We start from the raw sequence: 20768 nt of genomic DNA, 5'->3' as shown, positions 1-20768 counted from the left end.
CAATCACTGAGTTGCAAGAAGCACAATTTGCTGCATATAAGCAGGGTATGGACAAGACTAGCCTGATAAAAATTGCCCGCGAGAATGGAGAAGCCGCCTCTGTCGAGGCGCTGAACCTTGGTCAACGCGTTCGTGAATTGCGAAAAGCGCAAGGGTGGACTTTGGAGCAAGCCTCCAAACAAGCAGGTCTGGCGCGCTCGACACTATCAAAGATCGAAAATGAGCAGATGTCACCGACATTTGACGCGCTTAGAAAGCTGGCAACCGGGTTTCAGATTTCTGTGCCTCAGCTGTTTACGCCACCGTCAAAGGATCAAGTGGTTGGTCGCATGGATGTGACAAAGGCGGGCGAGGGCAAGACAATGCCAACGTCAACCTACGAACACGACCTGCTGGCGTCTAACCTGTCCAAAAAGCACATGCTGCCCTATCGCACCCGTGTACGGGCGCGTTCCACGGATGAATTTGATGGCTGGGTGCGCCACGATGGCGAAGAATTTTTGTATGTTCTGACGGGCGAAGTCCGGCTTTATACAGAGTTTTATGCCCCAATGGACATGAAACGAGGCGACAGCGCCTATTATGACGCCACCATGGGGCACAACGTCATTTCAACCAGTCAGGATGATGCCACGATCCTGTGGGTAACATCGCTGTTCTGAGCTCACTCTTCCCACCACCAGACATCCGGGTGAAACCCGATCCAATCACCATAGATTGGCAAATCCGGTGAAAAGTGAAGGTGTCTGGAATGCGCGATACGTGACACAGGGCTGTACCATATCGGAACAACGTAACGACCAGTCGTAAGCACGCGATCCAATGCGCGTGTTGCGTTCAGAAACTCATCCGTCGATTTTGCAGATAACAAAGTGGCAATCATCGCATCCACAGCGGGGGATTGAACCCCCATCCAATTGCGCGAACCGGGCTGTTGGGCAGAGTCACTTCCCCAATATAGATATTGTTCGTTCCCAGGGCTTAACGACACACCCCGGGAATAATAAGCCATATCAAAATCGTAGTTCTGCGTTCTTTCCTTGTACTGCGCGGAATCGATCACCGTGATCTCGGCAGAAATGCCCGCACGTGCCAGGGCTGCGGAGTAGATATCGATAATCGACTGCACCTCGCTGGAGCCTGTCTGCAGCACGATTTCAAACCGCAAAGGCTCTCCATTGCTGTTTCGCATCAAGCCGTCTGTCAGTTCCCATCCTGCAGATGACAACTGTTTTAACGCACGGCTAAGATCACGCCTGTTGCGTTCTGATTTTTGACCGGCGGGCAGGGTATAAGTATCCAACGCATCTGGCGTTAGGTCACCCGCGAAGGGGGTAAGCAGATTTCTAACCGCTTCAGATGCAGGCCCATCGTTCATCGACAGCAGGGAGTTTGAAAAATAGGACGTGATGCGCGGGGCACTTCCGCCATTTAACGTCGCATTGATAAATTCGTAGTTGAACAAATGGATCATTGCATCGCGAACGCGCCAATCCTGAAAAACAGGGCGACGGGTGTTCATCACCAACCCGGTGATGCCTGTTGGGCGTTCATGGGGAAATTCGCTTTTTACAACCTCACCAGATGTGACAAGGTCGAAATCATACCGCGTATCCCATTTCACCTGATTGGTTTCACGAAGCGTCGTGATCTCCCCGGCTTTGAAGGCCTCGAACATGACATCCGCATCGGTAAAAAACTCCAACCTGATTTCATCCAGGTTGTTTGTGCCTTGTCGAAATGGCAGATCGCGACCCCAATAATTGGGATTGCGCGTCAGTGTCACAAACCGCCCCGGATCAAAATCGCTGATCACATAGGGGGCCGTGGACAGAGGGATATTGTTCAGCCCACTATTGGTGAAATCCACATCCTGCCATTGGTCCTTTTTCAGAATTGGGCGCAGGCCAAATATCAGGGCCAGTTCTGGTTCTGGTTCGTGAAAGGTAAACCGGATACTGCGTTCACCGGTGATCTCTGCTGAACGTACTTTTTCCCATGACCTCAGATATCTGGGATGGCCTTGGGTGCCCAATGTTTCATAAGACCATAAAACATCTTCGATGGTTACGGGGGTGCCATCGGAAAACTCCGCTTCTTTACGCAGAACGAATTCAACCCATTCCCGATTCGGCCCAGTCTCTACCGTTTCGGCCAACAACCCGTAGAGCGAGAATGGTTCATCCCAGTTTCGCCCCATCAGGCTTTCATATGCCAGATAGCGAAGCTGCCAGGGAACGCGCCCTTTCAATATGTGAGGGTTCAGAGAATCAAAGCTCCCCACCTCGCCCGTCACAATGCGCCCACCCGTGGGTGCATTGGGGTTCACATAAGGTAGAGACACAAAATCAGGTGGTAGGGAAGGGTCCCCATACATAGCTATGCCGTGCATAGGCTGGGCCTGCACATCCAGGGCAGGGACAAACATTAATGCTGCAACGAAGAACAATCCTATAGATCGGAGTATTTTTGAATTCATGGCTGCAACAATCCTGCTCTTATTTTTATGGTTCTGGCGGCCATGCTACCCATGGTTTTGTGCTAATTCAAACTTTTAGCTTGGAAGGCGCAAGCAGTTTGCGTATAAAGAGGGCACTGCTCGATAGGTTTCTTGCCTGTATGAAACCTGCCTCAATAACTCAACGCCGGCTTCGTGCCGGCGTTTTTTTTGTGCTTGGTGTTTGTTCTCTTGTCGCGGTTCCTCAATCGGCTCTGGCCATTGTTTCTGCAATTCTTATAGTTCGCTCAGAGAGTAATTCGGGCAGGCGAGATATGGAACTGAGTGGAAAGACAGCCGTTGTAACAGGGTCAACTTCTGGTATCGGACTGGGGGTCGCGACCGCCTTGGCAAAGTCCGGCGCCAATGTGGTTTTGAATTCATTTACCGACGCCCCTGATGATCACAACCTCGCACGCTCTTTATCCGATCAATATGGGGTCAGCGCACGATATATCCAGGCAGATATGTCTGACGGCGTTGCCTGCCGTGCGCTGATAGAACAGGCTGGTGCTTGCGATATCTTGGTCAATAATGCTGGTATTCAGTACGTGGCCCCGATTGACGAATTTCCCGTCGAAAAATGGGACGCGATTATCGCGATCAACATGAGCTCTGCATTTCATACTACTGCTGCGGCACTGCCGATGATGCGCGCGGCGGGGTGGGGGCGTGTGATCAACATTGCGTCGGCCCATGGATTGACAGCGTCACCATACAAATCGGCCTATATTTCCGCAAAACACGGGGTCGTAGGCATGACAAAAACCGTGGCGCTGGAAACCGCCGAAGAGCCAATCACATGCAACGCCATTTGCCCGGCCTATGTTTTGACCCCATTGGTCGAAAAACAGATCCCGAACACGATGAAAGAGTACCAAATGGAACGGGACGAGGTGATCCGAAACGTGTTGCTCGCACGTCAGCCATCAAAGGAATTTGTGACCATCGAACAGGTTGCGGGTACTTCGCTGTTCTTATGTTCAGAGGCCGCAGATCAGATCACAGGCACAACGATCAGTGTCGATGGGGGGTGGACCGCTCTGTGATGATTGATCAGTCTTTTGTGGGCTTGGTCTGTTCCAGCTTTGCCTCTAAGGCAGCCGCAGCATCCTGACCATTTGGATAGACAAGACCTGCTGAAATAACCAGCTTGGCCGCATCCTCGACAGTCATTTTCAGGACGACAATATCAGATCTTGGGACAAACAACAGAAAACCAGATGTCGGGTTTGGTGTGGTTGGCAAAAAGACCGATACGATATCTTCATCGCGTGGAATTCGACCAGAGATTTCGCCTTTGGCATTGGTAGAGATGAATGCGATCGCCCACAGGCCTTTTCGGGGATACTCGATCAGACAAGCATGTTCAAAACTGGTTTCGGACTGGCTGAAAACTGTTTCAGCGATTTGTTTCAGGCCACCATATACAGAACGGACAACAGGCATCCGCTGCACCAGTGATTCCGCATAGCTGAGCAACGATCGGCCCATCAGGCCCTTGGCCATCCAGCCGACAAAAATCGTGAATATCAGGAAGATCGCAACGCCGACACCGCGCAGATTGATACCGATGTAATGTTCGGGGCGGAATTTCCACGGGATCAGCGGCAGTACCCAACTATCAATCCAACCGGTGAGCGTCCAGATCAACCACCCGGTCAGAAAGATCGGCAGTATAACTACGAGACCGGTCAAGAAACTCGCACGAAGCCCCGCAAACTTGCTGCGCTTCTTCGGAGGGTCCAGTTTTTCCAGATCTTCGAGTTTCATTTAGTCATTGACCATTTCATGACCGCCAGCGGTCTGTTGCATGGCAATATGGTTATTCCGGCAGAATTGTCTACCGTTGTTATTTTTTAAGCGCGCAAGCAATCTGGGCACCCAATCGGGCATTGTTCAGAACCAACGCTATGTTGGCGTCCAGAGATCGCCCTTCGGTCAGTTCGAACAATCGCGACAGCAGAAATGGTGTGACCTCTTTGGCAGAGATATTCTGTTCTTCGGCCTCGTATATCGCTTGATCGATGAAAGGTTTCAGCGTTTCAGCCGAAATTTCATCCGCCTTTGGGATCGGGTTGGCGATCAGGTGACCCGCCTTCAACCCCAGTCGGTATTGCATCTGTATTGCGTCGGCAATCTGATCGGGGGCATCGATGCGCAACGGGGCTGGCAAGCCTGAGGACCGAGACCAAAAAGCGGGAAATTCGTCCTGTTCCACACAGATCACCGGCACGCCGAGTGTTTCCAGCACTTCCATTGTTTTTGGTAGGTCCAAAATTGCCTTGGCCCCGGCAGCGACGACGGCGACCGGGGTTTGTGACAATTCATGCAAATCGGCAGAGATGTCGAAACTTTGGTCGGCACCTTTGTGAACACCGCCAATTCCACCGGTGGCAAAAACCTGAATACCGGCAAGGTGGGCACAGATCATTGTGGCTGCGACGGTCGTGGCGCCGGTGCGGCCTGACGCGATGCAGGCGGCCAGATCTGCGCGAGACAGCTTTGCAACATTCTGCGACTGGCCCAATGCGTCCAGCTCGTCAAGGCTTAGGCCGACATGAACAGCGCCGTTCATGATCGCAATCGTTGCCGGAACTGCCCCGTTGTCGCGAATGGCTGCCTCTACCATCCGCGCGGTTTGGACGTTTTGGGGATAGGGCATCCCATGGGTGATGATCGTGCTTTCCAAAGCCACAATCGGCTGGCCCGATTGTCGCGCTTTGGCCACGTCTTCGGAATATACGAAGGGTAAATCGGTCATTGTGGTGTATCCCCGGATACGTAATTTGCCGCGGCACGAAGCGCGGCGGATAAGGCTTGTTCTGGTTCGTCACCGTGAAGAACGGCCGCGATATGGGCAGCCATAAACGTATCACCCGCCCCGGTGACACGTGTCACCAGAACCTCAGGTGGGCGAAGCGACAACACAGTATGTTTTGATGCAATTACGGCCTCTGCACCGCCATTTGTCACCAACGCCTCTGTCGCGCCTTTTTCGACCAACGCGGTTGCCGCGTTTGCAGCATGGCTGAACTCGTGATTGCAGATCAATCCAGCCTCTTCCAGATTGACGTACAGCGTTACATTGGGATGCCGGAAGAGGGGGCGCAGTCGTTCCGCCTTGCCGGGCGACGCTGGTGCCACGCATAGATGCGCCATTGAAAACAGGTGTGAACTAGCGATCTCATCCAGCAAAGCCTCTGTCAGATTGCCGTCCAGCGCGATTGTTCCTGTATATGGGTTGCCCTCCGATCCCAAAGTGCCATCCGATAGGGGTCGCAAGATTTTCGCCCCGGCGGCCTCTAAACTGTGGGCGTCTGCAATGGCCGCGATCAGGCCATTGGCCCCTTCAACAGCCATATAGATGTCTGTTGGTAAGTCATCGGATCGAAAAACATGATCCGTGACCATTCCCATACGCTCTGCGGAAGAGAGCAGTTCATACCCTTGTTCGTCTTTCCCAACCGCAGACAACAATATCGGGCGCAAATCAAACCGGGTCAGGGTCATCGCAATGTTCATCGCCACTCCACCAGGAATACGCGTGATCCGACCCGGAACATCCGATCCCACCCGCATATGGCTGGCGGTTCGGCCGATCACATCCCACAGGACAGAACCGATACAGAGGATTTCAGCTTGATTTTTCATGGGCGCCATTAGAGGTAATCCGAGTCCGATCGCAAGCCTCTATCTAAAATCTGACCTATGACGTCGATTTTAAAGGATAGCGATCCGGCTCTTCGAACACGTCAAAAACGACCGAACCCGCCGGTATTTTCGCCGAATGTATGGCACCTGATGGAATTGTATAGCTATCCCCTGGCAGATAGGTCGTTGTCTTGCCTTCTATCGTCATTTCAAGACTGCCCACCAATACCGTGCCCCATTGGCCCTTGTGATGATGAGGTGGGAGTTCAACATCCTGATGGATGCTGAAAAACACGGCCAATCCTTGATCCGAACGGATCACGTTTGTGGTGACAATATCATCGGAAAAGGGGAGCTGAAGCGCCGGAAGTGCAGCAATGAAATCAGGTAAAGACATTAATGGCCTCAATCGTTCTGTAAATTTGTGTCCGTTCTAACGGCATACATGGCATTTTCATTTAAAAACACCGTCGTGTTTGGCTTGCATAGCCGAACATAGTGCGCTAAAGCGCGCGCACTTCACAGGCGAAGTTTGGGCCAGAGGGGGAGACATCCCCGATGGTCCGCCGGTTGGGCAACTGCCCTTGATAGCTTCGCCAAGGCGCAAACCGGAAAGGAACATGGACATGGCGCTCCCTGATTTTACTATGCGTCAGCTGCTTGAAGCTGGCGTTCACTTTGGTCACCAAACCCAACGCTGGAACCCGCGTATGGGTCAGTTTATCTACGGTGATCGTAACGGCATTCACATCATCGATCTGACACAAACCGTCCCAATGCTGGACGCAGCGTTGAATGTGATCCGCGAAACCGTCGCCAAAGGCGGCCGCATTCTGTTCGTCGGCACCAAGCGTCAGGCCTCCAAGCCCGTTGCTGAAGCCGCTGAAAAAAGCGCGCAATATTACATGAACCACCGCTGGTTGGGTGGCACGCTGACCAACTGGAAAACCGTTTCCAACTCTATCAACCGTCTGAAATCGATTGATGAGCAAATGGCAAACGGCGCCGAAGGCCTGACCAAGAAAGAGCGTTTGGGCATGGAGCGTGAACACGCCAAACTGCAAGCTTCCCTGGGCGGGATCGCTGAAATGGGTGGTGTGCCGGACCTGCTGTTCGTCATCGACGTGAACAAAGAAGACCTGGCAATTGCCGAAGCCAAGAAACTGGGTATTCCAGTTGTGGCTGTGGTTGATACCAACTGTGCCCCCGATGGTATCGATTACATCATCCCGGGCAACGACGATGCAGCACGCGCGATCAGCCTCTATTGTGATCTGGCAGCCCGCGCCGCCCTGGACGGCATGAGCGCACAACTGGGTGCGGCTGGCGTTGATCTGGGTGCAATGGAAGAAGCCCCGGTTGAAGAAGCCGTTGCAGAAGAAGCAGCAGCTGAATAATCAGCCGCGTTTCACGAATTTGACATGGGGCAGGGCAGACCTGCCCCAACATTTACGAAATATCAGGAGGCCAAAATGGCTATTACTGCTGCATTGGTAAAACAGCTGCGCGATTCAACTGGCGCAGGCATGATGGACGCAAAAAAAGCACTGACCGAAACCGATGGTGACATGGAGGCCGCTGTTGACTGGCTGCGCACCAAAGGTCTGGCAAAGGCTGCCAAAAAGGCTGGCCGTACCGCTGCTGAAGGCCTGGTTTCTGTTGCTGTTGATGGTGGTCGCGGTGTGGCCGTCGAAGTGAACTCTGAAACTGACTTCGTTGGTAAGAACGCCGAATTCCAAGGGATGGTTTCAAACATCACCAAAGCTGCTTTGGGTGTCGCGGATGTGGACGCTCTGGCTGCCGCTGATCTGGGTGGCAAAACCGTATCTGAAACCATCACAGACAAGATCGCGACCATTGGCGAAAACATGAGCCTGCGTCGTATGTCTGCGGTCGAGGGTGACGCTGTTGTGTCTTATATCCACAACCCGGTTACCACCGACATGGGCAAGATCGCCGTGTTGGTTGCCCTGAAAGGTGCCGACAATGGTATCGGCAAACAAATCGCGATGCACGTTGCGGCCGCTAACCCGCAATCGCTGTCTGCCGACGATCTGGATCCAGCCGTTGTTGAGCGTGAGAAAAATGTTCTGACTGAGCAAGCACGTGAATCCGGCAAGCCTGAGCAAGTCATCGAGAAGATGATCGAAGGCCGGATGAAAAAGTTTCTGGCAGAAGTCACTCTGTTGGGCCAAGCCTTTGTCATCAACCCTGATCAGACTGTTGCAGAAGCTGCTGCAGAAGCAGGCGTTGAAGTTGCCGGTTTTGTTCGTCTGGAACTGGGAGAAGGCATTGAAAAGAAAGAAGAAGATTTCGCAGCAGAAGTCGCTAAGGTCGCCCAAGGCTAATATCTTCTTATAGCGAGAAAAAAAATACGGTGCGGGTGGTAACACCCGCACCGTTTTTGTTTTGCCTCTGAAATGGGGATGAGAGAGGCTAAACAGTGATCGTCAGGTGCCCGACACAATACCCAGACACCTGACATGTCGCTCTAAACGACAGGAGCAGAACAAGATTTGAAATCGCAATCCGAACCGTCCCCTTGTTCCCAGGCATAAAGCCACCACTCACGGAACACTTTCATCTTTGCAAAATTACGTAAGGTAAGCCAAGTAAGGAAATCCTTACCTGAAAGCGAATTTTGCAACAAAGCTTCACGTTATCGTGAACTTAACTATCTAAAGTAAATATTTGATTTAGCAGCGATGCCTTCAATATGGCCTGTGCGGTTGTATCAACGTTCAAAATATCGCGGGCCAATCGCAGGTGTTTTTCGACGGTGGCCGGTGTTAGCCCCATAATCTTTGCCGCATCCGCAGTTGTTTTCCCATCGCTCACCCACTCAAGCACCTCAACTTGCCGTTTCGTGAGTTTACGCGTGTCTGTGGCATAGGGCAGGGATGTCAGTTTCAAGTTGGCGACCTGCCAGATCAGTTCGATTTCGTCGCCATGTTCTGCCCAAATGTCGTCCACCTGGTCCTGCGTCAGCCCACCGCGACCTGTTAGGGACAGGATTGACCGTGTCCGGTGAGATGTCGAATGAAAACTAATTGTATATCCTGCATAGATATCAAATTTCACATTTAATTCAATTATTTCCAGCTCTTTCTTCTTCAAGATGCCTTGCTCAGCACGGCCTCGGACCCAGGACCAGCTCATGGCGCCGGAATTTTCATTTGCCCAACGCATCATGGGAGAATGATAATACAGCTTTTCTCCGAGAAATTTATCCAGATACTCTGCATCATGATTGGACAAAACCAAATTGTCCTCAAAATCACCAAACGACTTTTCGGTGCGAAATCGTGTGTATCCAAAGATGACGCGATCGAAGCCATATTGCGTCATTTTTTCTGTCAACAACGCCCAAGCGCATTCCAGATCGCGAGATTTAACAAGATTTAGCAGGAACTCTGTCAGCATCTGGTATGTAAAAACGACTATTGTTACTCGGGAGCTATAATTAAGTATCTATTAAGGTTGCGACATGTCGAGAGTTTTCTTTTATTTGGTGTGGCGTAGGTATAATCTCTGTTTTTAACATAATATAGATTATGCGTATATCGTTTACCTGTGTACCTGCGCCCTTACTCATTTCGTTTGCGTCGTTGATCATGTATTGAATGTCGAAAATTGGCGACGGACAGACGCTGAAATTCAGTAGAAACGCAGGAACGATAAGGATTCTAACATGCCAGACGTAACTATAGTGTACTGGCGGGACATTCCCGCGCAGGTCATCGTTGGTAAAGGGCGTCGGGGAACGAAATTGCCCCTCCCCGAACGGTTTGAACAAGCAATCGATCGCGCCGCCATGAAGGTGAATGCGAAAGATTCTGACGCCTATCTTGCTGAATGGCGCAAAGCAGCACCGTTTTCGGTTGATGGCGACCCCAGTGAAATCGCCACAGCAGAAGTAGAACGTATCGTGACTGAATATGATCAGGAACGTATCAAACAACTAATCGCAAACGACGGCTGGGCATAGCCCACAGGATTAAAGGACGCTGTCATGGCCCTGTTGAGTTTCAAAAAGAAAACCGCTGACGAAGCTGAAAAGACCGTATCACCCGAGGTCGAGGCCTTCCTGAAAGGTTATTCGATTGAGGTGATGCCGCGCACCGCCGAAAAAGTCGAAGATTTTCGCGATCTTCTGCCCGCCGGAACCCGTGTCTATATCGCACATATCGAGGGCACGCCGATCGAAGAGATGGTCGCCACTGCGAAACGCATCGCGGCCGAGGGATTTTCGGTCATGCCGCATTTTCCCTCTCGTATCATCAAAGACGCGGCAACGCTGGAAGATTGGATCAATCGCTATCAAGGCGAAGCTGGCGTTGATCAGGCGCTTCTTCTTGCTGGTGGCGTCGACAAACCGCATGGGGATTTCCACTCTTCTATGCAGCTTATGGAAACCGGACTGTTTGATAAACATGGCTTCAAGCGTCTGCATGTAGCCGGCCACCCCGAAGGCAACAAAGATATCGATCCGGATGGGTCAGACAAAAACGTCATGGATGCAATTCGTTGGAAGCAAAAGTTCAACGAAACAACTGATGCCGAAATGGCCATGGCAACCCAGTTTTGTTTCGAGGCAAAGCCAGTGATTGCGTGGGCTGACGCCCTGAAAGACGCAGGCGTCGATATGCCAATTCACATTGGTGTCGCTGGCCCTGCCAAACTGCAGACGCTGATCAAGTTTTCGATCGCCTGTGGTGTCGGTGCATCGCTTCGTGTATTGCAGAAACGAGCCAAGGACGTAACAAAACTGCTGCTGCCCTTTGAGCCTGATCAGTTCATTTCGGATCTTGCTGCCCATAAGGCTGCAAACCCGGATTTCAACATCGAGAAGGTTCATTTCTTCCCGCTGGGAGGCATTAAAACCAATGCCAACTGGGCAATCGCAAATGGCGGTGACTCCACCGTTCCGGCAAACAAAAACTAGACGCGCAACGCGCTATATTTAGAGGGATCAAGATGACCCGCACAGTCGTCGAAAGCAAAACCAAAACCGCCATCATCGGGTTTGACGAACCATTCTGCGTGATTGGCGAACGGATCAACCCGACAGGTCGCAAAAAGCTGGCCGCTGAACTTGAGGCAGGCGATTTCTCGACTGTCGAGAAAGACGCGCTGGAACAAGTCGCCTGCGGTGCGACCATGTTGGATATCAACGCTGGTGTTGTTTACAACTCCAACCCCAACCCGAACGAAACAGAGCCGCCACTGATGACCAAAGTGGTCAACATCGTGCAAGGTCTTGTCGATATTCCACTTTGTATCGACAGCTCGGTTCCCGGCGCGTTGGAAGCAGGCCTGAAAGCAGCTGAGGGTCGCCCTCTTCTGAACTCTGTCACTGGTGAAGAAGATCGCCTGGAACTGGTTCTGCCACTGGTCAAGAAATACAACGTTCCCGTTGTGGCGATTTCCAACGACGACACTGGTATCTCTGAAGACCCGGATGTGCGTTTTGAAGTTGCCAAGAAAATCGTTCAGCGCGCTGCTGATTTTGGCATTCCGGCCCATGACATTGTGGTTGACCCGCTGGTTATGCCAGTTGGTGCGATGTCTACGGCTGGTCTGCAGGTTTTCGCGCTTGTTCGCCGCCTGCGTGAGGAACTAGGCGTAAACACCACTTGCGGTGCGTCTAACATTTCCTTCGGCCTGCCGAACCGTCACGGTATCAACGCAGCCTTCTTGCCGATGGCCATTCAGGCCGGCATGACTTCTGCGATCATGAACCCTGTGCGTCAGGTGGAAATGGAAGCAATCAAAGCCGCCAACTTCCTGATGAACTGTGATGCAAACGGTGGCAACTGGATCAAGTTCGCCAAAGTATTAGAAGCAACCAGCGAAGGGGCGTCCTTCGCCGAGGCATCGAAAGCGGTTCGCGCAGCAACCGGAACAGGCCGCCGCCGTCGTCGCGCTTGATCCCTGCCCCCTCACCGTACACAAAGGCCGCCTTTTGGCGGCCTTTTTATTAACGCGTGACGTCTAATGGTTGGGTCTGTAAATAGTAGTCACTTGGGTAATCCAGAAACGCACGAGCAGGAAGAGGCACATGACCCCATTAAAAACGGCAATCTTTATTTGCCTATTCCCAATTCTGGCTGGATGCGTCGCAACGGAATGGGAAACATCGTATCGAGTCATCGTTACGCGCGAACAGGCAGAAACCTGGCGTGTTGCCGAGATCGACGTGCAGGTGCCAGAGTATTTATCTGTGACAGAGGCTAATAGCTATGCTCCCGACGCTGATATTCTATGGATGGGAGAACCTGAGGGAGATCGGCGACAGCAGGTCGACGATATCATTACAGAGGCCGCGACCAAAGGATCATCGGGGCTTTACGGCCGTCAGCAAGTTCGGCTGGATATTATTGTCATGCAATTTCACGGAATTACGGAAAGAGCACGGACGAAACTAACCAATTCAGGTGTCCATAACATTATGTTTTCCATGCAGATTTTTGATCAAAGTTCCGGGGAACCCCTGACAGAGCTTGATGTGGTTCACGCGGATCTGGAGGCCTGGTCCGGTGCCCGTTCCGCGTTGGAAATCGAGCAAGGAAATGATCAAAAGACCCGCGTTACACAACATATCAGCGAAGTCGTCGCAGCTTGGCTTGCGGCCGGCCCGGATGTTCGGCGAACATTTAAACGGATTGGTCGGTAAGGTCCGCCGAAAATAGAAAAGCCGCCAAAACTGGCGGCTTTTCCTTCCCCTGGATTAAGGGCGGGTGCACCTACCGCCCAATGTCCAGTCAGTTTACGTTATCAGAGGTAAACACATAGTCATCACCCGGTGCTGCGGAATGGCAGGCAATACAGCCCTGATCAGCCCCCTTGGCGACCCGACCGGCAAGCTCCATCCCTTTGGGGTTTTTGTCTAATGACCCGTCGGGCAGATATTTGGCCCAGAACCAATCCATATTGTCAGGATCATAACCCTCTTCACGTTTGAACATGACGGTGACGGCCCCCAGATGTGTTTCCGGATCGGACAGAACCTGTTCTGCCGTGACGCCCTCAGGCCCATAGTTTCGTTTGATAATCAGGTCACCAACATGTCCGTTGATCGTGGCCTGCGTATAAAATGTTTCCAGCATCATCCCGTGTGGGGCAAGCCCTTCGTAGGGGAAGGAATGAATGACGCCATCTCCGCCTGCAAGGTGATTTGATGTCATGAATTGCCATAGCTCTGCAGCGTCGGAAGTATCGTCTGGATTTCCAAAAGGAGCATCCTGCGCAAACACTCCCCCTGCCCCGAGCACCGATCCGATTATCGCCAGTTTGAACAGTTGATTTACCCGCATCAGATTTCTCCTATCTAAATCTGTTTTCATGATGAGTGCGAGTTTAGAGATTTATTGGTAACTGGGTCTCACGCTTTCATCACCATTTGGTGAGCACACTCGCATTGTTGCGTTCAATGTCTACACTCCGGATAAATCAGTTAACGGAGCCTTTAATGCGAGTCGCAGCTATACTCTTATCTTCTCTATGTTTTTCGTCGATCATGGGTATGTCCCATGCGCAGGATGCTGAAGCTGGCGAAAGCGTGTTTCGCAAATGCGCGGCCTGTCATGAAGTCGGAGAAGACGCACGCAATCGGGTCGGACCCGCCCTGACCGATATTGTTGGCCGTGTTGCAGGTACGGCGGCGGACTATCGATACTCGAAATATCTGCTCGCCGCGGGCGAACAAGGGCTGATGTGGGACGCATCAAATATGTTTGAATATCTCGCCGATCCATCGGGCTATCTGAAAGAGTTTTTGGACGATCCGCGGGCCAAAGCAAAAATGACATTCCGACTGCGGGACGAAGATGACCGAAGAAACGTTATCGCTTATCTTGCAAGCTTTGCACCTGATGATGCGGATGACGATACGGCATCACACATGGTCGAGGACACAGGTGTCATGGTTGGGATCCAGGATCAGGGCCTGTGCGTCACCAATGGGTCTGTTCACAGTCATTTCTTTGCCGCCGAAACCAAGGATATTGGCCGGGTTACCAGTATGTTGGAACCCGGTGAAACGCTTTGCGCTGGGGGCGTGTCAGAGGGATTTATCAGCGTATTTGAGGAGACTGAGGGGTTTGAGGGGTGCTCTCGTTTGGTGCCTGCGTCTGGCCGCGACACCTTGTTGAAATATGCCGATTTTGATCGCTGCGCATGGGCCTCTAACTCCTGAAATTCCGTCAAATTTTGACATTAAATGCAATTTATGACTGTCTCTGACGGAGATGGACATTCCAGTGCCGTTCGTAGCCATTGCGCTTTGTCTCCGCTTCCCTAAAAGGAAGGGAGAAAGCGCGAAAGGTTACGATAGATGGCTGAACAAGATCCGCTCGTCATTTTCACTCCCTCCGGCAAACGTGGCCGGTTCCCCTCTGGCACGCCAGTACTGACCGCGGCGCGACAATTGGGCGTGGATCTGGATTCAGTTTGCGGCGGGCGCGGCATTTGTTCAAAGTGCCAAATCACCCCATCCTATGGTGAATTTCCAAAACACGGCGTGACCGTCGAACAGGATGCATTGTCCGAATGGAACTCGGTCGAACAGCGTTATGATGATAAACGCGGCCTGAAAAAGGGCCGCCGCCTGGGTTGTCAGGCCACCGTTCAGAGCGACATCGTGATCGATGTGCCTGAAGAAAGCCAAGTGCACAGACAAGTTGTCCGTAAACGGGCAGAAGCGCGCGACATCACGATGAACCCTTCGACCCGGCTGTATTATGTCGAAGTTGAACAGCCCGATATGCACGAACCATCCGGTGATCTGGAGCGTTTGGTTCAGGCCTTGGATGAACAGTGGGAGTTGAAGAATGTCAAAGCGGATCTTCATATCCTGCATGTGCTTCAGCCAGTGCTGCGCAAAGGTGACTGGAAAGTAACTGTTGCAATCCACCATGGTGACGAACGTCATCAGCCCAAGATCATGCATATCTGGCCTGGATATTACGAGGGCAGCATCTATGGTCTGGCCGTTGATCTTGGGTCGACAACCATTGCCGCCCACTTGTGTGATCTGGGCTCAGGAGAGGTCGTGGCCTCTTCGGGCATCATGAACCCACAGATCCGCTTTGGTGAGGATTTGATGAGCCGCGTCAGCTATTCGATGATGAACACAGGCGGCGCCAAGGAAATGACAAAGGCCGTGCGTGAAGGGATGAACGCCCTCTTCACGCAAATCGCAACCGATGCAGGTATCGACAAAGAATTGATTGTCGACGCGGTATTTGTCTGCAACCCGGTCATGCACCATCTGTTTCTGGGCATCGACCCGTTCGAACTCGGGCAGGCCCCTTTCGCATTGGCAACATCAAATTCATTGGCGCTGCGCGCTGAAGAGCTTGATCTGATTATCCACCCGGGCGCTCGCATCTATCTGCTTCCGTGTATCGCTGGCCATGTTGGGGCTGATGCCGCTGCCGTCGCCTTGTCAGAAGCCCCGGATAAATCAGAGGACCTGGTTCTGGTCGTCGATGTCGGAACCAACGCTGAAATTCTGCTGGGCAATAAGGAAAAGGTTCTCGCCTGTTCCTCCCCCACCGGTCCGGCGTTTGAGGGCGCGCAGATCAGCTCTGGGCAACGGGCCGCCCCCGGTGCCATTGAACACGTCGAAATAGACCCGATCACCAAAGAGCCCCGGTTCCGCATTATCGGTTGTGATCTTTGGTCTGATGAGGATGGATTTGCCGAGAAGATGGCCGCCACAGGGATCACCGGGATCTGCGGATCTGGCATTATCGAGATTATTGCCGAAATGCGCATGGCCGGGATCGTTGATGCCTCTGGGCTAATTGGATCCGCCGAACAGGTCGGAACCCCTCGCTGCATTCAGGACGGTCGAACCAATGCCTATCTCGTGTGGGATGGTTCCGCCCAAGGGGGTCCGACCATCACAGTCACAAACCCGGATATTCGGGCGATCCAGATGGCCAAGGCCGCGCTTTATTCCGGTGCACGTTTGCTGATGGATAAGTTTGGCGTCGACACGGTCGATCGGATTGTTCTGGCCGGTGCGTTTGGGGCCCATATTTCTGCCAAACACGCAACTGTTTTGGGGATGATCCCAGACTGCGATCTGAGCAAGGTCACCAGTGCCGGGAACGCCGCAGGTACCGGTGCCCGCATCGCTCTTTTGAACTCAAAGACCCGAGGAGAAATCGAAGAAACCGTTCGACGCATTTTGAAAATCGAAACCGCTGTAGAACCACGTTTTCAGGAACATTTCGTCAATGCCTCGGCCATTCCGAACTCTTTTGAACCCTTCCCGATCCTTGAAAGCATCGTGAGTTTGCCGAATGTAAACTTCAATTCCGGAAATGATGGGGATGACGCAGAAGGCGGCCGCCGCCGTCGTCGTCGCAGGGGCTAATCCACGGCCCCTGCCCTAATCGGTCTTGACGCTTCTTGGGCATTGACCTACTCCACCGGGGCAAGAGCGCGGGTATGGTGAAAAGGTATCACGCGAGCTTCCCAAGCTTAAGTTACGGGTTCAATTCCCGTTACCCGCTCCAATTTCTCGATACCGTCCAGATGTCATAAGGCAGGTCAAATTCCTGCCTTAGTTGCTTGATAGGTCATACCAATCTTAAGCTGCTAATTGATAGGGAACTCCGGTGACCTCTAGAAATCTGTCGGAAAAACGGGCTGTATTGATGAGTTTGTGGAGAGACCTTGGCGACATGCCAAAGTCTGGGCGCGTGCTGCTGCCACAAACTGCCGCCGCTGTTGCGCAACGCCTGAAATCGGGTGGCAGCCATCAACAGGGTCCTGACAAAAACAAGGCAAGGGATGATATCGATCCCGCATCCGACGCGTTTCGTCTGTAGTTCCGTAAAACTTACGTCTTCGCTGCCCGCAGATAACTCAACAGCAATTGTGTGGATCCGTCTTTGTGCTCTGCCGACTGCGCGCCTGCCACCAGTGGTTCCATTTCGCTGGCCAGAACTTTGCCCAGCTCAACCCCCCACTGGTCAAAGGAGTTGATCCCAAGCATCACCCCCTCCACAAACACCCGGTGTTCATAAAGCGCGATGATCTGACCCAATACAAACGGTGTCAGCTTTGGATACATCAGGGTCGTGGACGGGCGGTTCCCCGGAAATACCCGATGCCGGGCCTGACGCTCTAGCTCTTCGCCGTCCAGTCCGGCCTCCAACATCAGCTGGCGGGCGGCTTCCAAATTTCTGCCCCGCATCAATGCCTCTGATTGGGCAAGGCAATTGGCCACCAGCAATCGGTGTTGATGGTCCAGTTCCGGCTCATGCCCTGCTGCCCCTACCAGAAATTCACACGGGATAATGGCCGTTCCCTGATGGATCAGCTGGTAGAACGCATGCTGGCCGTTGGTTCCAGGCTCCCCCCAGACCATTGGCCCAGAGGCAACCGATAGCGCCTCACCATTCATCGCAACGCTTTTGCCGTTTGATTCCATCTCTAACTGCTGCAAATAGGCGGGCAACCGTGACAGGCGTTGCTCATAGGGCAAAACCGCCCGCGTGCCATGACCACAGCCCTGATGGTGCCACAGGCCGACCAGCGCCAACATGACCGGCATGTTTTTATTAAGTGGCGCAGATCGGAAATGACTGTCCATCGCCTGCCCGCCCTGCAGAAACTGGCGGAACCGTTCAGGCCCGATGGCTATCATCAGCGGCAGGCCAATTGGCCCCCACATGGAATACCGACCGCCGACCCAATCCTCGAACCCAAAGACCCGATCAACGGGGATGCCGAATTCGGCGGTTTTATCTTCCGCCGTAGACAAGGCTGCAAATTGTGATGCCGGGTCAGCAACGGACCCTGCCATCCAGTCACGCGCTGTTTTGGCATTTGTCATAGTCTCGATCGTGGTGAATGTTTTTGACGCCACGATGATCAGCGTCGTCGTCGGATCAAGGCCTGATAGTGTGTCGTGAATATCCGCCCCATCAACATTAGAGACGAAATGGCACCGGGGCCCGTCATGATAGGGCGCCAACGCCAGAACCCCCATTGCCGGCCCCAAATCAGAACCACCAATGCCGATGTTCACTACATCGGTGATTGTACCGCCCTGCCCCGAAAACGTGCCCGATTTGATCGCTTTGGCAAAATCTTCCATGCGGCCCAGTGTGGCTAGCACACCGGGCATGACGTCCTCGCCGTCCACAAACACAGGCGCGCCATCCAGATTTCGCAAAGCGATATGCAGAACCGCGCGTCCTTCGGTTTCGTTTATCTTTTGCCCCTGAAACATCGCGTCACGACGACCAGCCACATCGCCATCGCGCACCATCTCGATTAATGTATCAATTTCAGGTGCTTCTAACGCAGATTTCGAGTAATCAAACAGCAAACCATCCGCCGCAACAGAGAGCTCTTTCGCGCGATTCTGATCCGAAAACAGATCAGAGATTTGTTTGGATTTGCCTGCCTCGCCCAATTCGCGAAGTTTATTCCAATCAATCATCAGGGTGCCCAATGAATTGTCATGCCGCGCAACAGTGCGGATATTGGTGCGATCAACGGATCATTGATCTTTGCCGCTTTCATCAAAGCGTCCCGTTTTTCCTGACCAGAAATCACCAGATGGGCGTTTATAGCGCCTTTTAAAACTGGCATCGTCAGGCTGACCCGCGGTTCAGGTGCCCCGGGCGCGCGCATCGGCAAAACAATCGGGGCATGGGCGTCCAGCGCTTCCTCAAGCTTATCGGCACCGGGGAACAGAGAGGCGGTATGCATATCCGCCCCCATCCCCAGCAGTAAAAGGTCAATTGGCAGTTTTGGTCCGATCTCTTTTCTGATTGCGGGCAAAGCCTCCTCTGGTTGTTCGGTCTCTGCATACAAGGGCACATAATTTGCGCTGGCGGCGTGATTTGTCAGAAAATGATGGCGCAACAGGCGGGTATTTGACCGTTCATGCGATTCTGGCACCCATCGTTCATCCGTCAGCATAACGTCAACCCGGTCCCAGGCCAGATCAGCCGCACAAAGATCGTCAAACAACGGCCCTGGCGTGCTGCCGCCCGGCACCGCGAATGTCGCGCGATCCTTGTGCATCAGAATGGAATTCAGCTCTCCCGCCAAAACGTTGGCCAGATCGATCATCATCATTTCCTGATCGACATATTCGACGATGTTCATATCCGCATCTCCCGCCATTTGCGTCCGTCGCGATGTAGCAGCATCAGCGCATCGTCAGGTCCTGAACTGCCTGGATCGTACTTTTTAGGCTCATCGCCGCGATCTTCCCAACCCTCGATAATTGGATCGGTCCATGCCCAGGCTGCCTCTACCTCGTCACCGCGCATAAACAGGGTTTGATTGCCACGAATAACATCCATGATCAAACGCTCGTAAGCATCTGGAATATCAGCTCCTTTTGGCCCCAAAGCCTCTGCAAAACTCATATCCAATGGAACCTCGATCAGGCGCATGCCGCCCGGACCCGGTTCCTTGATTGTGACCCTTAGATTCATCCCCTCATCGGGTTGCAGACGAATAACCAAGACATTTCCGGTTGGCGTATCCTGCAGGCCAAATATCGAATGCGGCGGATCTTTGAACACAACCGCGATCTCGGATTCGCGGACACGCAGCCGCTTTCCGGTGCGTAAGTAAAACGGAGTGCCCTTCCAGCGCCAGTTGGAAACATGGCACCGCATGGCAATAAAGCTCTCGGTCTTGCTATCAGCGTTTCCGGCCTCGTCACGATAAGATTTGGTGCCTTCCCCTGCCAGATATTGACCGCGTACAATCTCATCCGGCTTAACCGGATCAAGTGCACGGATCACCTTGAGCTTTTCGTCCCTGACAGAATCCGGTTCAAAATGGCTGGGCGGTTCCATCGCGATCAGACATAAAAGCTGCATCAGGTGGTTCTGCACCATATCGCGCATGGCGCCAGACCGGTCATAATATTCACCGCGCCCATCAACCCCGACGGTTTCAGATACGGTTATCTGGATGTGATCGACATATTGGGAATTCCACAAAGGCTCAAACAGGATATTGCCGAACCGAACCGCCATCAGGTTTTGAACCGTCTCTTTCCCAAGATAGTGATCAATCCGGTAAATTTGCGTTTCGTCAAAAGAATGCGCCAGAACCTTGTTCAGGTCTCGTGCTGTTTTCAGGTCCCTGCCAAAGGGCTTTTCAACCACGATTCTGGTTTCTTCGGTGACCAGACCATGTTTATGTAAACGTTCCGCAATCGGGCCAAACATTCGCGGACTGACAGAGAAATAAAATGCCCGGACCTTATCATCACGCAGTTTACCCTTCAGCCCAGACCAGCCCTTATCCCCCAGCGCGTCCAATGACACATAGCTGATGTGATCGATGAAATCATCCAACGTGGTCACATCAACCTTGTTTATCGGCACATGATCCGTAATCGACTGCCGCACAAAGTCATGAAATTCTTCAACGCTCCAATCGCTTCGGGCGGCACCGATGATACTGGTGCCTTCCGGGATTTGTGCTGCAAGATAGCGACGAAACAAGGCCGGGAAAATTTTGCGTCTGGCAAGATCACCGGTTCCGCCAATAATGACCAGATCAAAGTCACTGACTGGGATTATTCTGGAAACCATTCATCGCTCCTTTGGGACGGCATCTC

The 20768-nt window shown here is 52.6% G+C and carries 21 protein-coding genes and 1 tRNA gene; 12 read left to right on the top strand and 10 right to left on the bottom strand.

Features of this window, described 5'->3' with window-relative positions; translation table 11 throughout:
• Positions 1-47: 47 nt before the first annotated feature.
• On the top strand, positions 48-662 hold the full coding sequence (locus AC2D8P_RS01575; RefSeq protein ID WP_484699857.1) for a helix-turn-helix domain-containing protein: 615 nt from the start codon (positions 48-50) through the stop codon (positions 660-662).
• 2 nt (positions 663-664) lie between these two features.
• On the opposite strand, the gene AC2D8P_RS01570 is transcribed toward AC2D8P_RS01575, so the two are convergent.
• The gene (locus AC2D8P_RS01570; RefSeq protein WP_484699855.1) at positions 665-2428 is read right to left on the bottom strand and encodes an extracellular solute-binding protein; all 1764 of its coding nucleotides are present in this window, start codon (positions 2426-2428) and stop codon (positions 665-667) included.
• A gap of 344 nt (positions 2429-2772) precedes the next feature.
• Between AC2D8P_RS01570 and AC2D8P_RS01565 the strand changes: the two genes are divergently transcribed.
• Positions 2773-3546: a 3-hydroxybutyrate dehydrogenase gene (locus tag AC2D8P_RS01565; RefSeq protein WP_484699854.1), complete on the top strand. Its 774-nt coding sequence runs from the start codon at positions 2773-2775 to the stop codon at positions 3544-3546.
• Positions 3547-3553: 7 nt separating this feature from the next.
• On the opposite strand, the gene AC2D8P_RS01560 is transcribed toward AC2D8P_RS01565, so the two are convergent.
• From AC2D8P_RS01560 to AC2D8P_RS01545, 4 genes are all read right to left on the bottom strand, one after another.
• Positions 3554-4270 carry a DUF502 domain-containing protein gene (locus tag AC2D8P_RS01560; protein ID WP_484699852.1) on the bottom strand — a complete coding sequence of 239 codons (717 nt, stop codon included), beginning with the start codon at positions 4268-4270 and terminating at the stop codon, positions 3554-3556.
• A gap of 79 nt (positions 4271-4349) precedes the next feature.
• The gene (locus AC2D8P_RS01555; protein ID WP_484699850.1) at positions 4350-5261 is read right to left on the bottom strand and encodes a pseudouridine-5'-phosphate glycosidase; all 912 of its coding nucleotides are present in this window, start codon (positions 5259-5261) and stop codon (positions 4350-4352) included.
• Positions 5258-6151: a PfkB family carbohydrate kinase gene (locus tag AC2D8P_RS01550; protein ID WP_484700576.1), complete on the bottom strand. Its 894-nt coding sequence runs from the start codon at positions 6149-6151 to the stop codon at positions 5258-5260. Before AC2D8P_RS01550 ends, AC2D8P_RS01555 begins: the two co-directional genes overlap by 4 nt.
• A 55-nt stretch (positions 6152-6206) precedes the next feature.
• Positions 6207-6548, bottom strand: coding sequence for a cupin domain-containing protein (locus AC2D8P_RS01545; protein WP_484699848.1), 342 nt, complete (start codon positions 6546-6548; stop codon positions 6207-6209).
• Positions 6549-6777: 229 nt separating this feature from the next.
• Here AC2D8P_RS01545 and rpsB point away from each other — a divergent pair, with 229 nt between their 5' ends.
• Positions 6778-7548, top strand: coding sequence for a 30S ribosomal protein S2 (gene rpsB / locus AC2D8P_RS01540; RefSeq protein ID WP_484699846.1), 771 nt, complete (start codon positions 6778-6780; stop codon positions 7546-7548).
• A 75-nt stretch (positions 7549-7623) separates the two neighbouring features.
• Positions 7624-8499: a translation elongation factor Ts gene (gene tsf / locus AC2D8P_RS01535; RefSeq protein WP_484699844.1), complete on the top strand. Its 876-nt coding sequence runs from the start codon at positions 7624-7626 to the stop codon at positions 8497-8499.
• A gap of 322 nt (positions 8500-8821) precedes the next feature.
• Here tsf and AC2D8P_RS01530 read toward each other — a convergent pair whose 3' ends face one another.
• Positions 8822-9511, bottom strand: a complete 690-nt coding sequence (locus AC2D8P_RS01530; protein WP_484699842.1) for a helix-turn-helix transcriptional regulator — start codon at positions 9509-9511, stop codon at positions 8822-8824.
• A 331-nt stretch (positions 9512-9842) separates the two neighbouring features.
• On the opposite strand from AC2D8P_RS01530, the gene AC2D8P_RS01525 reads away from it, so the two are divergent.
• The 4 genes from AC2D8P_RS01525 to AC2D8P_RS01510 all read left to right on the top strand — a co-directional run bounded on the left by AC2D8P_RS01525 (position 9843) and on the right by AC2D8P_RS01510 (position 12827).
• Positions 9843-10139, top strand: coding sequence for a virulence factor (locus tag AC2D8P_RS01525; RefSeq protein WP_484699841.1), 297 nt, complete (start codon positions 9843-9845; stop codon positions 10137-10139).
• Between the two features lie 24 nt (positions 10140-10163).
• A complete protein-coding gene (locus AC2D8P_RS01520; RefSeq protein WP_484699840.1) occupies positions 10164-11096 on the top strand; it encodes a methylenetetrahydrofolate reductase in 933 nt (310 codons plus the stop codon).
• Between the two features lie 32 nt (positions 11097-11128).
• Positions 11129-12082, top strand: coding sequence for a methyltetrahydrofolate cobalamin methyltransferase (locus AC2D8P_RS01515; protein ID WP_484699838.1), 954 nt, complete (start codon positions 11129-11131; stop codon positions 12080-12082).
• Positions 12083-12212: 130 nt separating this feature from the next.
• Positions 12213-12827 (top strand): DUF6778 family protein, encoded by a 615-nt coding sequence (locus tag AC2D8P_RS01510; RefSeq protein ID WP_484699836.1) that lies wholly within the window; start codon positions 12213-12215, stop codon positions 12825-12827.
• A gap of 88 nt (positions 12828-12915) precedes the next feature.
• Here AC2D8P_RS01510 and AC2D8P_RS01505 read toward each other — a convergent pair whose 3' ends face one another.
• Positions 12916-13467, bottom strand: a complete 552-nt coding sequence (locus AC2D8P_RS01505; protein WP_484699835.1) for a cytochrome P460 family protein — start codon at positions 13465-13467, stop codon at positions 12916-12918.
• A gap of 155 nt (positions 13468-13622) precedes the next feature.
• Between AC2D8P_RS01505 and AC2D8P_RS01500 the strand changes: the two genes are divergently transcribed.
• The 4 genes from AC2D8P_RS01500 to AC2D8P_RS01485 all read left to right on the top strand — a co-directional run bounded on the left by AC2D8P_RS01500 (position 13623) and on the right by AC2D8P_RS01485 (position 16995).
• Positions 13623-14348, top strand: coding sequence for a c-type cytochrome (locus tag AC2D8P_RS01500; protein ID WP_484699833.1), 726 nt, complete (start codon positions 13623-13625; stop codon positions 14346-14348).
• A gap of 138 nt (positions 14349-14486) precedes the next feature.
• Positions 14487-16538 carry an ASKHA domain-containing protein gene (locus tag AC2D8P_RS01495; RefSeq protein WP_484699831.1) on the top strand — a complete coding sequence of 684 codons (2052 nt, stop codon included), beginning with the start codon at positions 14487-14489 and terminating at the stop codon, positions 16536-16538.
• A 68-nt stretch (positions 16539-16606) separates the two neighbouring features.
• Positions 16607-16680, top strand: a tRNA-Gly gene (locus tag AC2D8P_RS01490).
• Between the two features lie 102 nt (positions 16681-16782).
• Complete coding sequence (locus AC2D8P_RS01485; RefSeq protein WP_484699829.1) at positions 16783-16995, top strand: hypothetical protein; 213 nt, start codon at positions 16783-16785, stop codon at positions 16993-16995.
• Positions 16996-17006: 11 nt separating this feature from the next.
• Here AC2D8P_RS01485 and pgi read toward each other — a convergent pair whose 3' ends face one another.
• The 3 genes from pgi to zwf are packed head-to-tail and all read right to left on the bottom strand — an operon-like array spanning position 17007 to position 20742.
• The gene (gene pgi, locus AC2D8P_RS01480) at positions 17007-18617 is read right to left on the bottom strand and encodes a glucose-6-phosphate isomerase (protein ID WP_484699827.1); all 1611 of its coding nucleotides are present in this window, start codon (positions 18615-18617) and stop codon (positions 17007-17009) included.
• The gene (gene pgl, locus AC2D8P_RS01475) at positions 18617-19291 is read right to left on the bottom strand and encodes a 6-phosphogluconolactonase (protein WP_484699825.1); all 675 of its coding nucleotides are present in this window, start codon (positions 19289-19291) and stop codon (positions 18617-18619) included. Before pgl ends, pgi begins: the two co-directional genes overlap by 1 nt.
• Positions 19288-20742: a glucose-6-phosphate dehydrogenase gene (zwf, locus tag AC2D8P_RS01470; protein ID WP_484699823.1), complete on the bottom strand. Its 1455-nt coding sequence runs from the start codon at positions 20740-20742 to the stop codon at positions 19288-19290. The genes pgl and zwf overlap by 4 nt, the downstream gene beginning before the upstream one ends.
• Positions 20743-20768: the final 26 nt, after the last annotated feature.

The sequence above is a fragment of the Roseovarius sp. YIN77 genome (assembly GCF_057219155.1).
Note: the sequence above shows the minus strand (reverse complement) of the source record. Positions and strands in the feature narration are given on the sequence as shown.

Excerpts from the sequence above, each read along its gene's own strand:
- AC2D8P_RS01575 (WP_484699857.1), top strand. The coding sequence starts at position 48 with ATGGACAAGACTAGCCTGATAAAAATTGCCCGCGAGAATGGAGAAGCC.
- AC2D8P_RS01570 (WP_484699855.1), bottom strand. The coding sequence starts at position 2,428 with ATGTTTGTCCCTGCCCTGGATGTGCAGGCCCAGCCTATGCACGGCATA.
- AC2D8P_RS01565 (WP_484699854.1), top strand. The coding sequence starts at position 2,773 with ATGGAACTGAGTGGAAAGACAGCCGTTGTAACAGGGTCAACTTCTGGT.
- AC2D8P_RS01560 (WP_484699852.1), bottom strand. The coding sequence starts at position 4,270 with ATGAAACTCGAAGATCTGGAAAAACTGGACCCTCCGAAGAAGCGCAGC.
- AC2D8P_RS01555 (WP_484699850.1), bottom strand. The coding sequence starts at position 5,261 with ATGACCGATTTACCCTTCGTATATTCCGAAGACGTGGCCAAAGCGCGA.
- AC2D8P_RS01550 (WP_484700576.1), bottom strand. The coding sequence starts at position 6,151 with ATGAAAAATCAAGCTGAAATCCTCTGTATCGGTTCTGTCCTGTGGGAT.
- AC2D8P_RS01545 (WP_484699848.1), bottom strand. The coding sequence starts at position 6,548 with ATGTCTTTACCTGATTTCATTGCTGCACTTCCGGCGCTTCAGCTCCCC.
- rpsB (WP_484699846.1), top strand. The coding sequence starts at position 6,778 with ATGGCGCTCCCTGATTTTACTATGCGTCAGCTGCTTGAAGCTGGCGTT.
- tsf (WP_484699844.1), top strand. The coding sequence starts at position 7,624 with ATGGCTATTACTGCTGCATTGGTAAAACAGCTGCGCGATTCAACTGGC.
- AC2D8P_RS01525 (WP_484699841.1), top strand. The coding sequence starts at position 9,843 with ATGCCAGACGTAACTATAGTGTACTGGCGGGACATTCCCGCGCAGGTC.
- AC2D8P_RS01520 (WP_484699840.1), top strand. The coding sequence starts at position 10,164 with ATGGCCCTGTTGAGTTTCAAAAAGAAAACCGCTGACGAAGCTGAAAAG.
- AC2D8P_RS01515 (WP_484699838.1), top strand. The coding sequence starts at position 11,129 with ATGACCCGCACAGTCGTCGAAAGCAAAACCAAAACCGCCATCATCGGG.
- AC2D8P_RS01510 (WP_484699836.1), top strand. The coding sequence starts at position 12,213 with ATGACCCCATTAAAAACGGCAATCTTTATTTGCCTATTCCCAATTCTG.
- AC2D8P_RS01505 (WP_484699835.1), bottom strand. The coding sequence starts at position 13,467 with ATGCGGGTAAATCAACTGTTCAAACTGGCGATAATCGGATCGGTGCTC.
- AC2D8P_RS01500 (WP_484699833.1), top strand. The coding sequence starts at position 13,623 with ATGCGAGTCGCAGCTATACTCTTATCTTCTCTATGTTTTTCGTCGATC.
- AC2D8P_RS01495 (WP_484699831.1), top strand. The coding sequence starts at position 14,487 with ATGGCTGAACAAGATCCGCTCGTCATTTTCACTCCCTCCGGCAAACGT.
- pgi (WP_484699827.1), bottom strand. The coding sequence starts at position 18,617 with ATGATTGATTGGAATAAACTTCGCGAATTGGGCGAGGCAGGCAAATCC.
- pgl (WP_484699825.1), bottom strand. The coding sequence starts at position 19,291 with ATGAACATCGTCGAATATGTCGATCAGGAAATGATGATGATCGATCTG.
- zwf (WP_484699823.1), bottom strand. The coding sequence starts at position 20,742 with ATGGTTTCCAGAATAATCCCAGTCAGTGACTTTGATCTGGTCATTATT.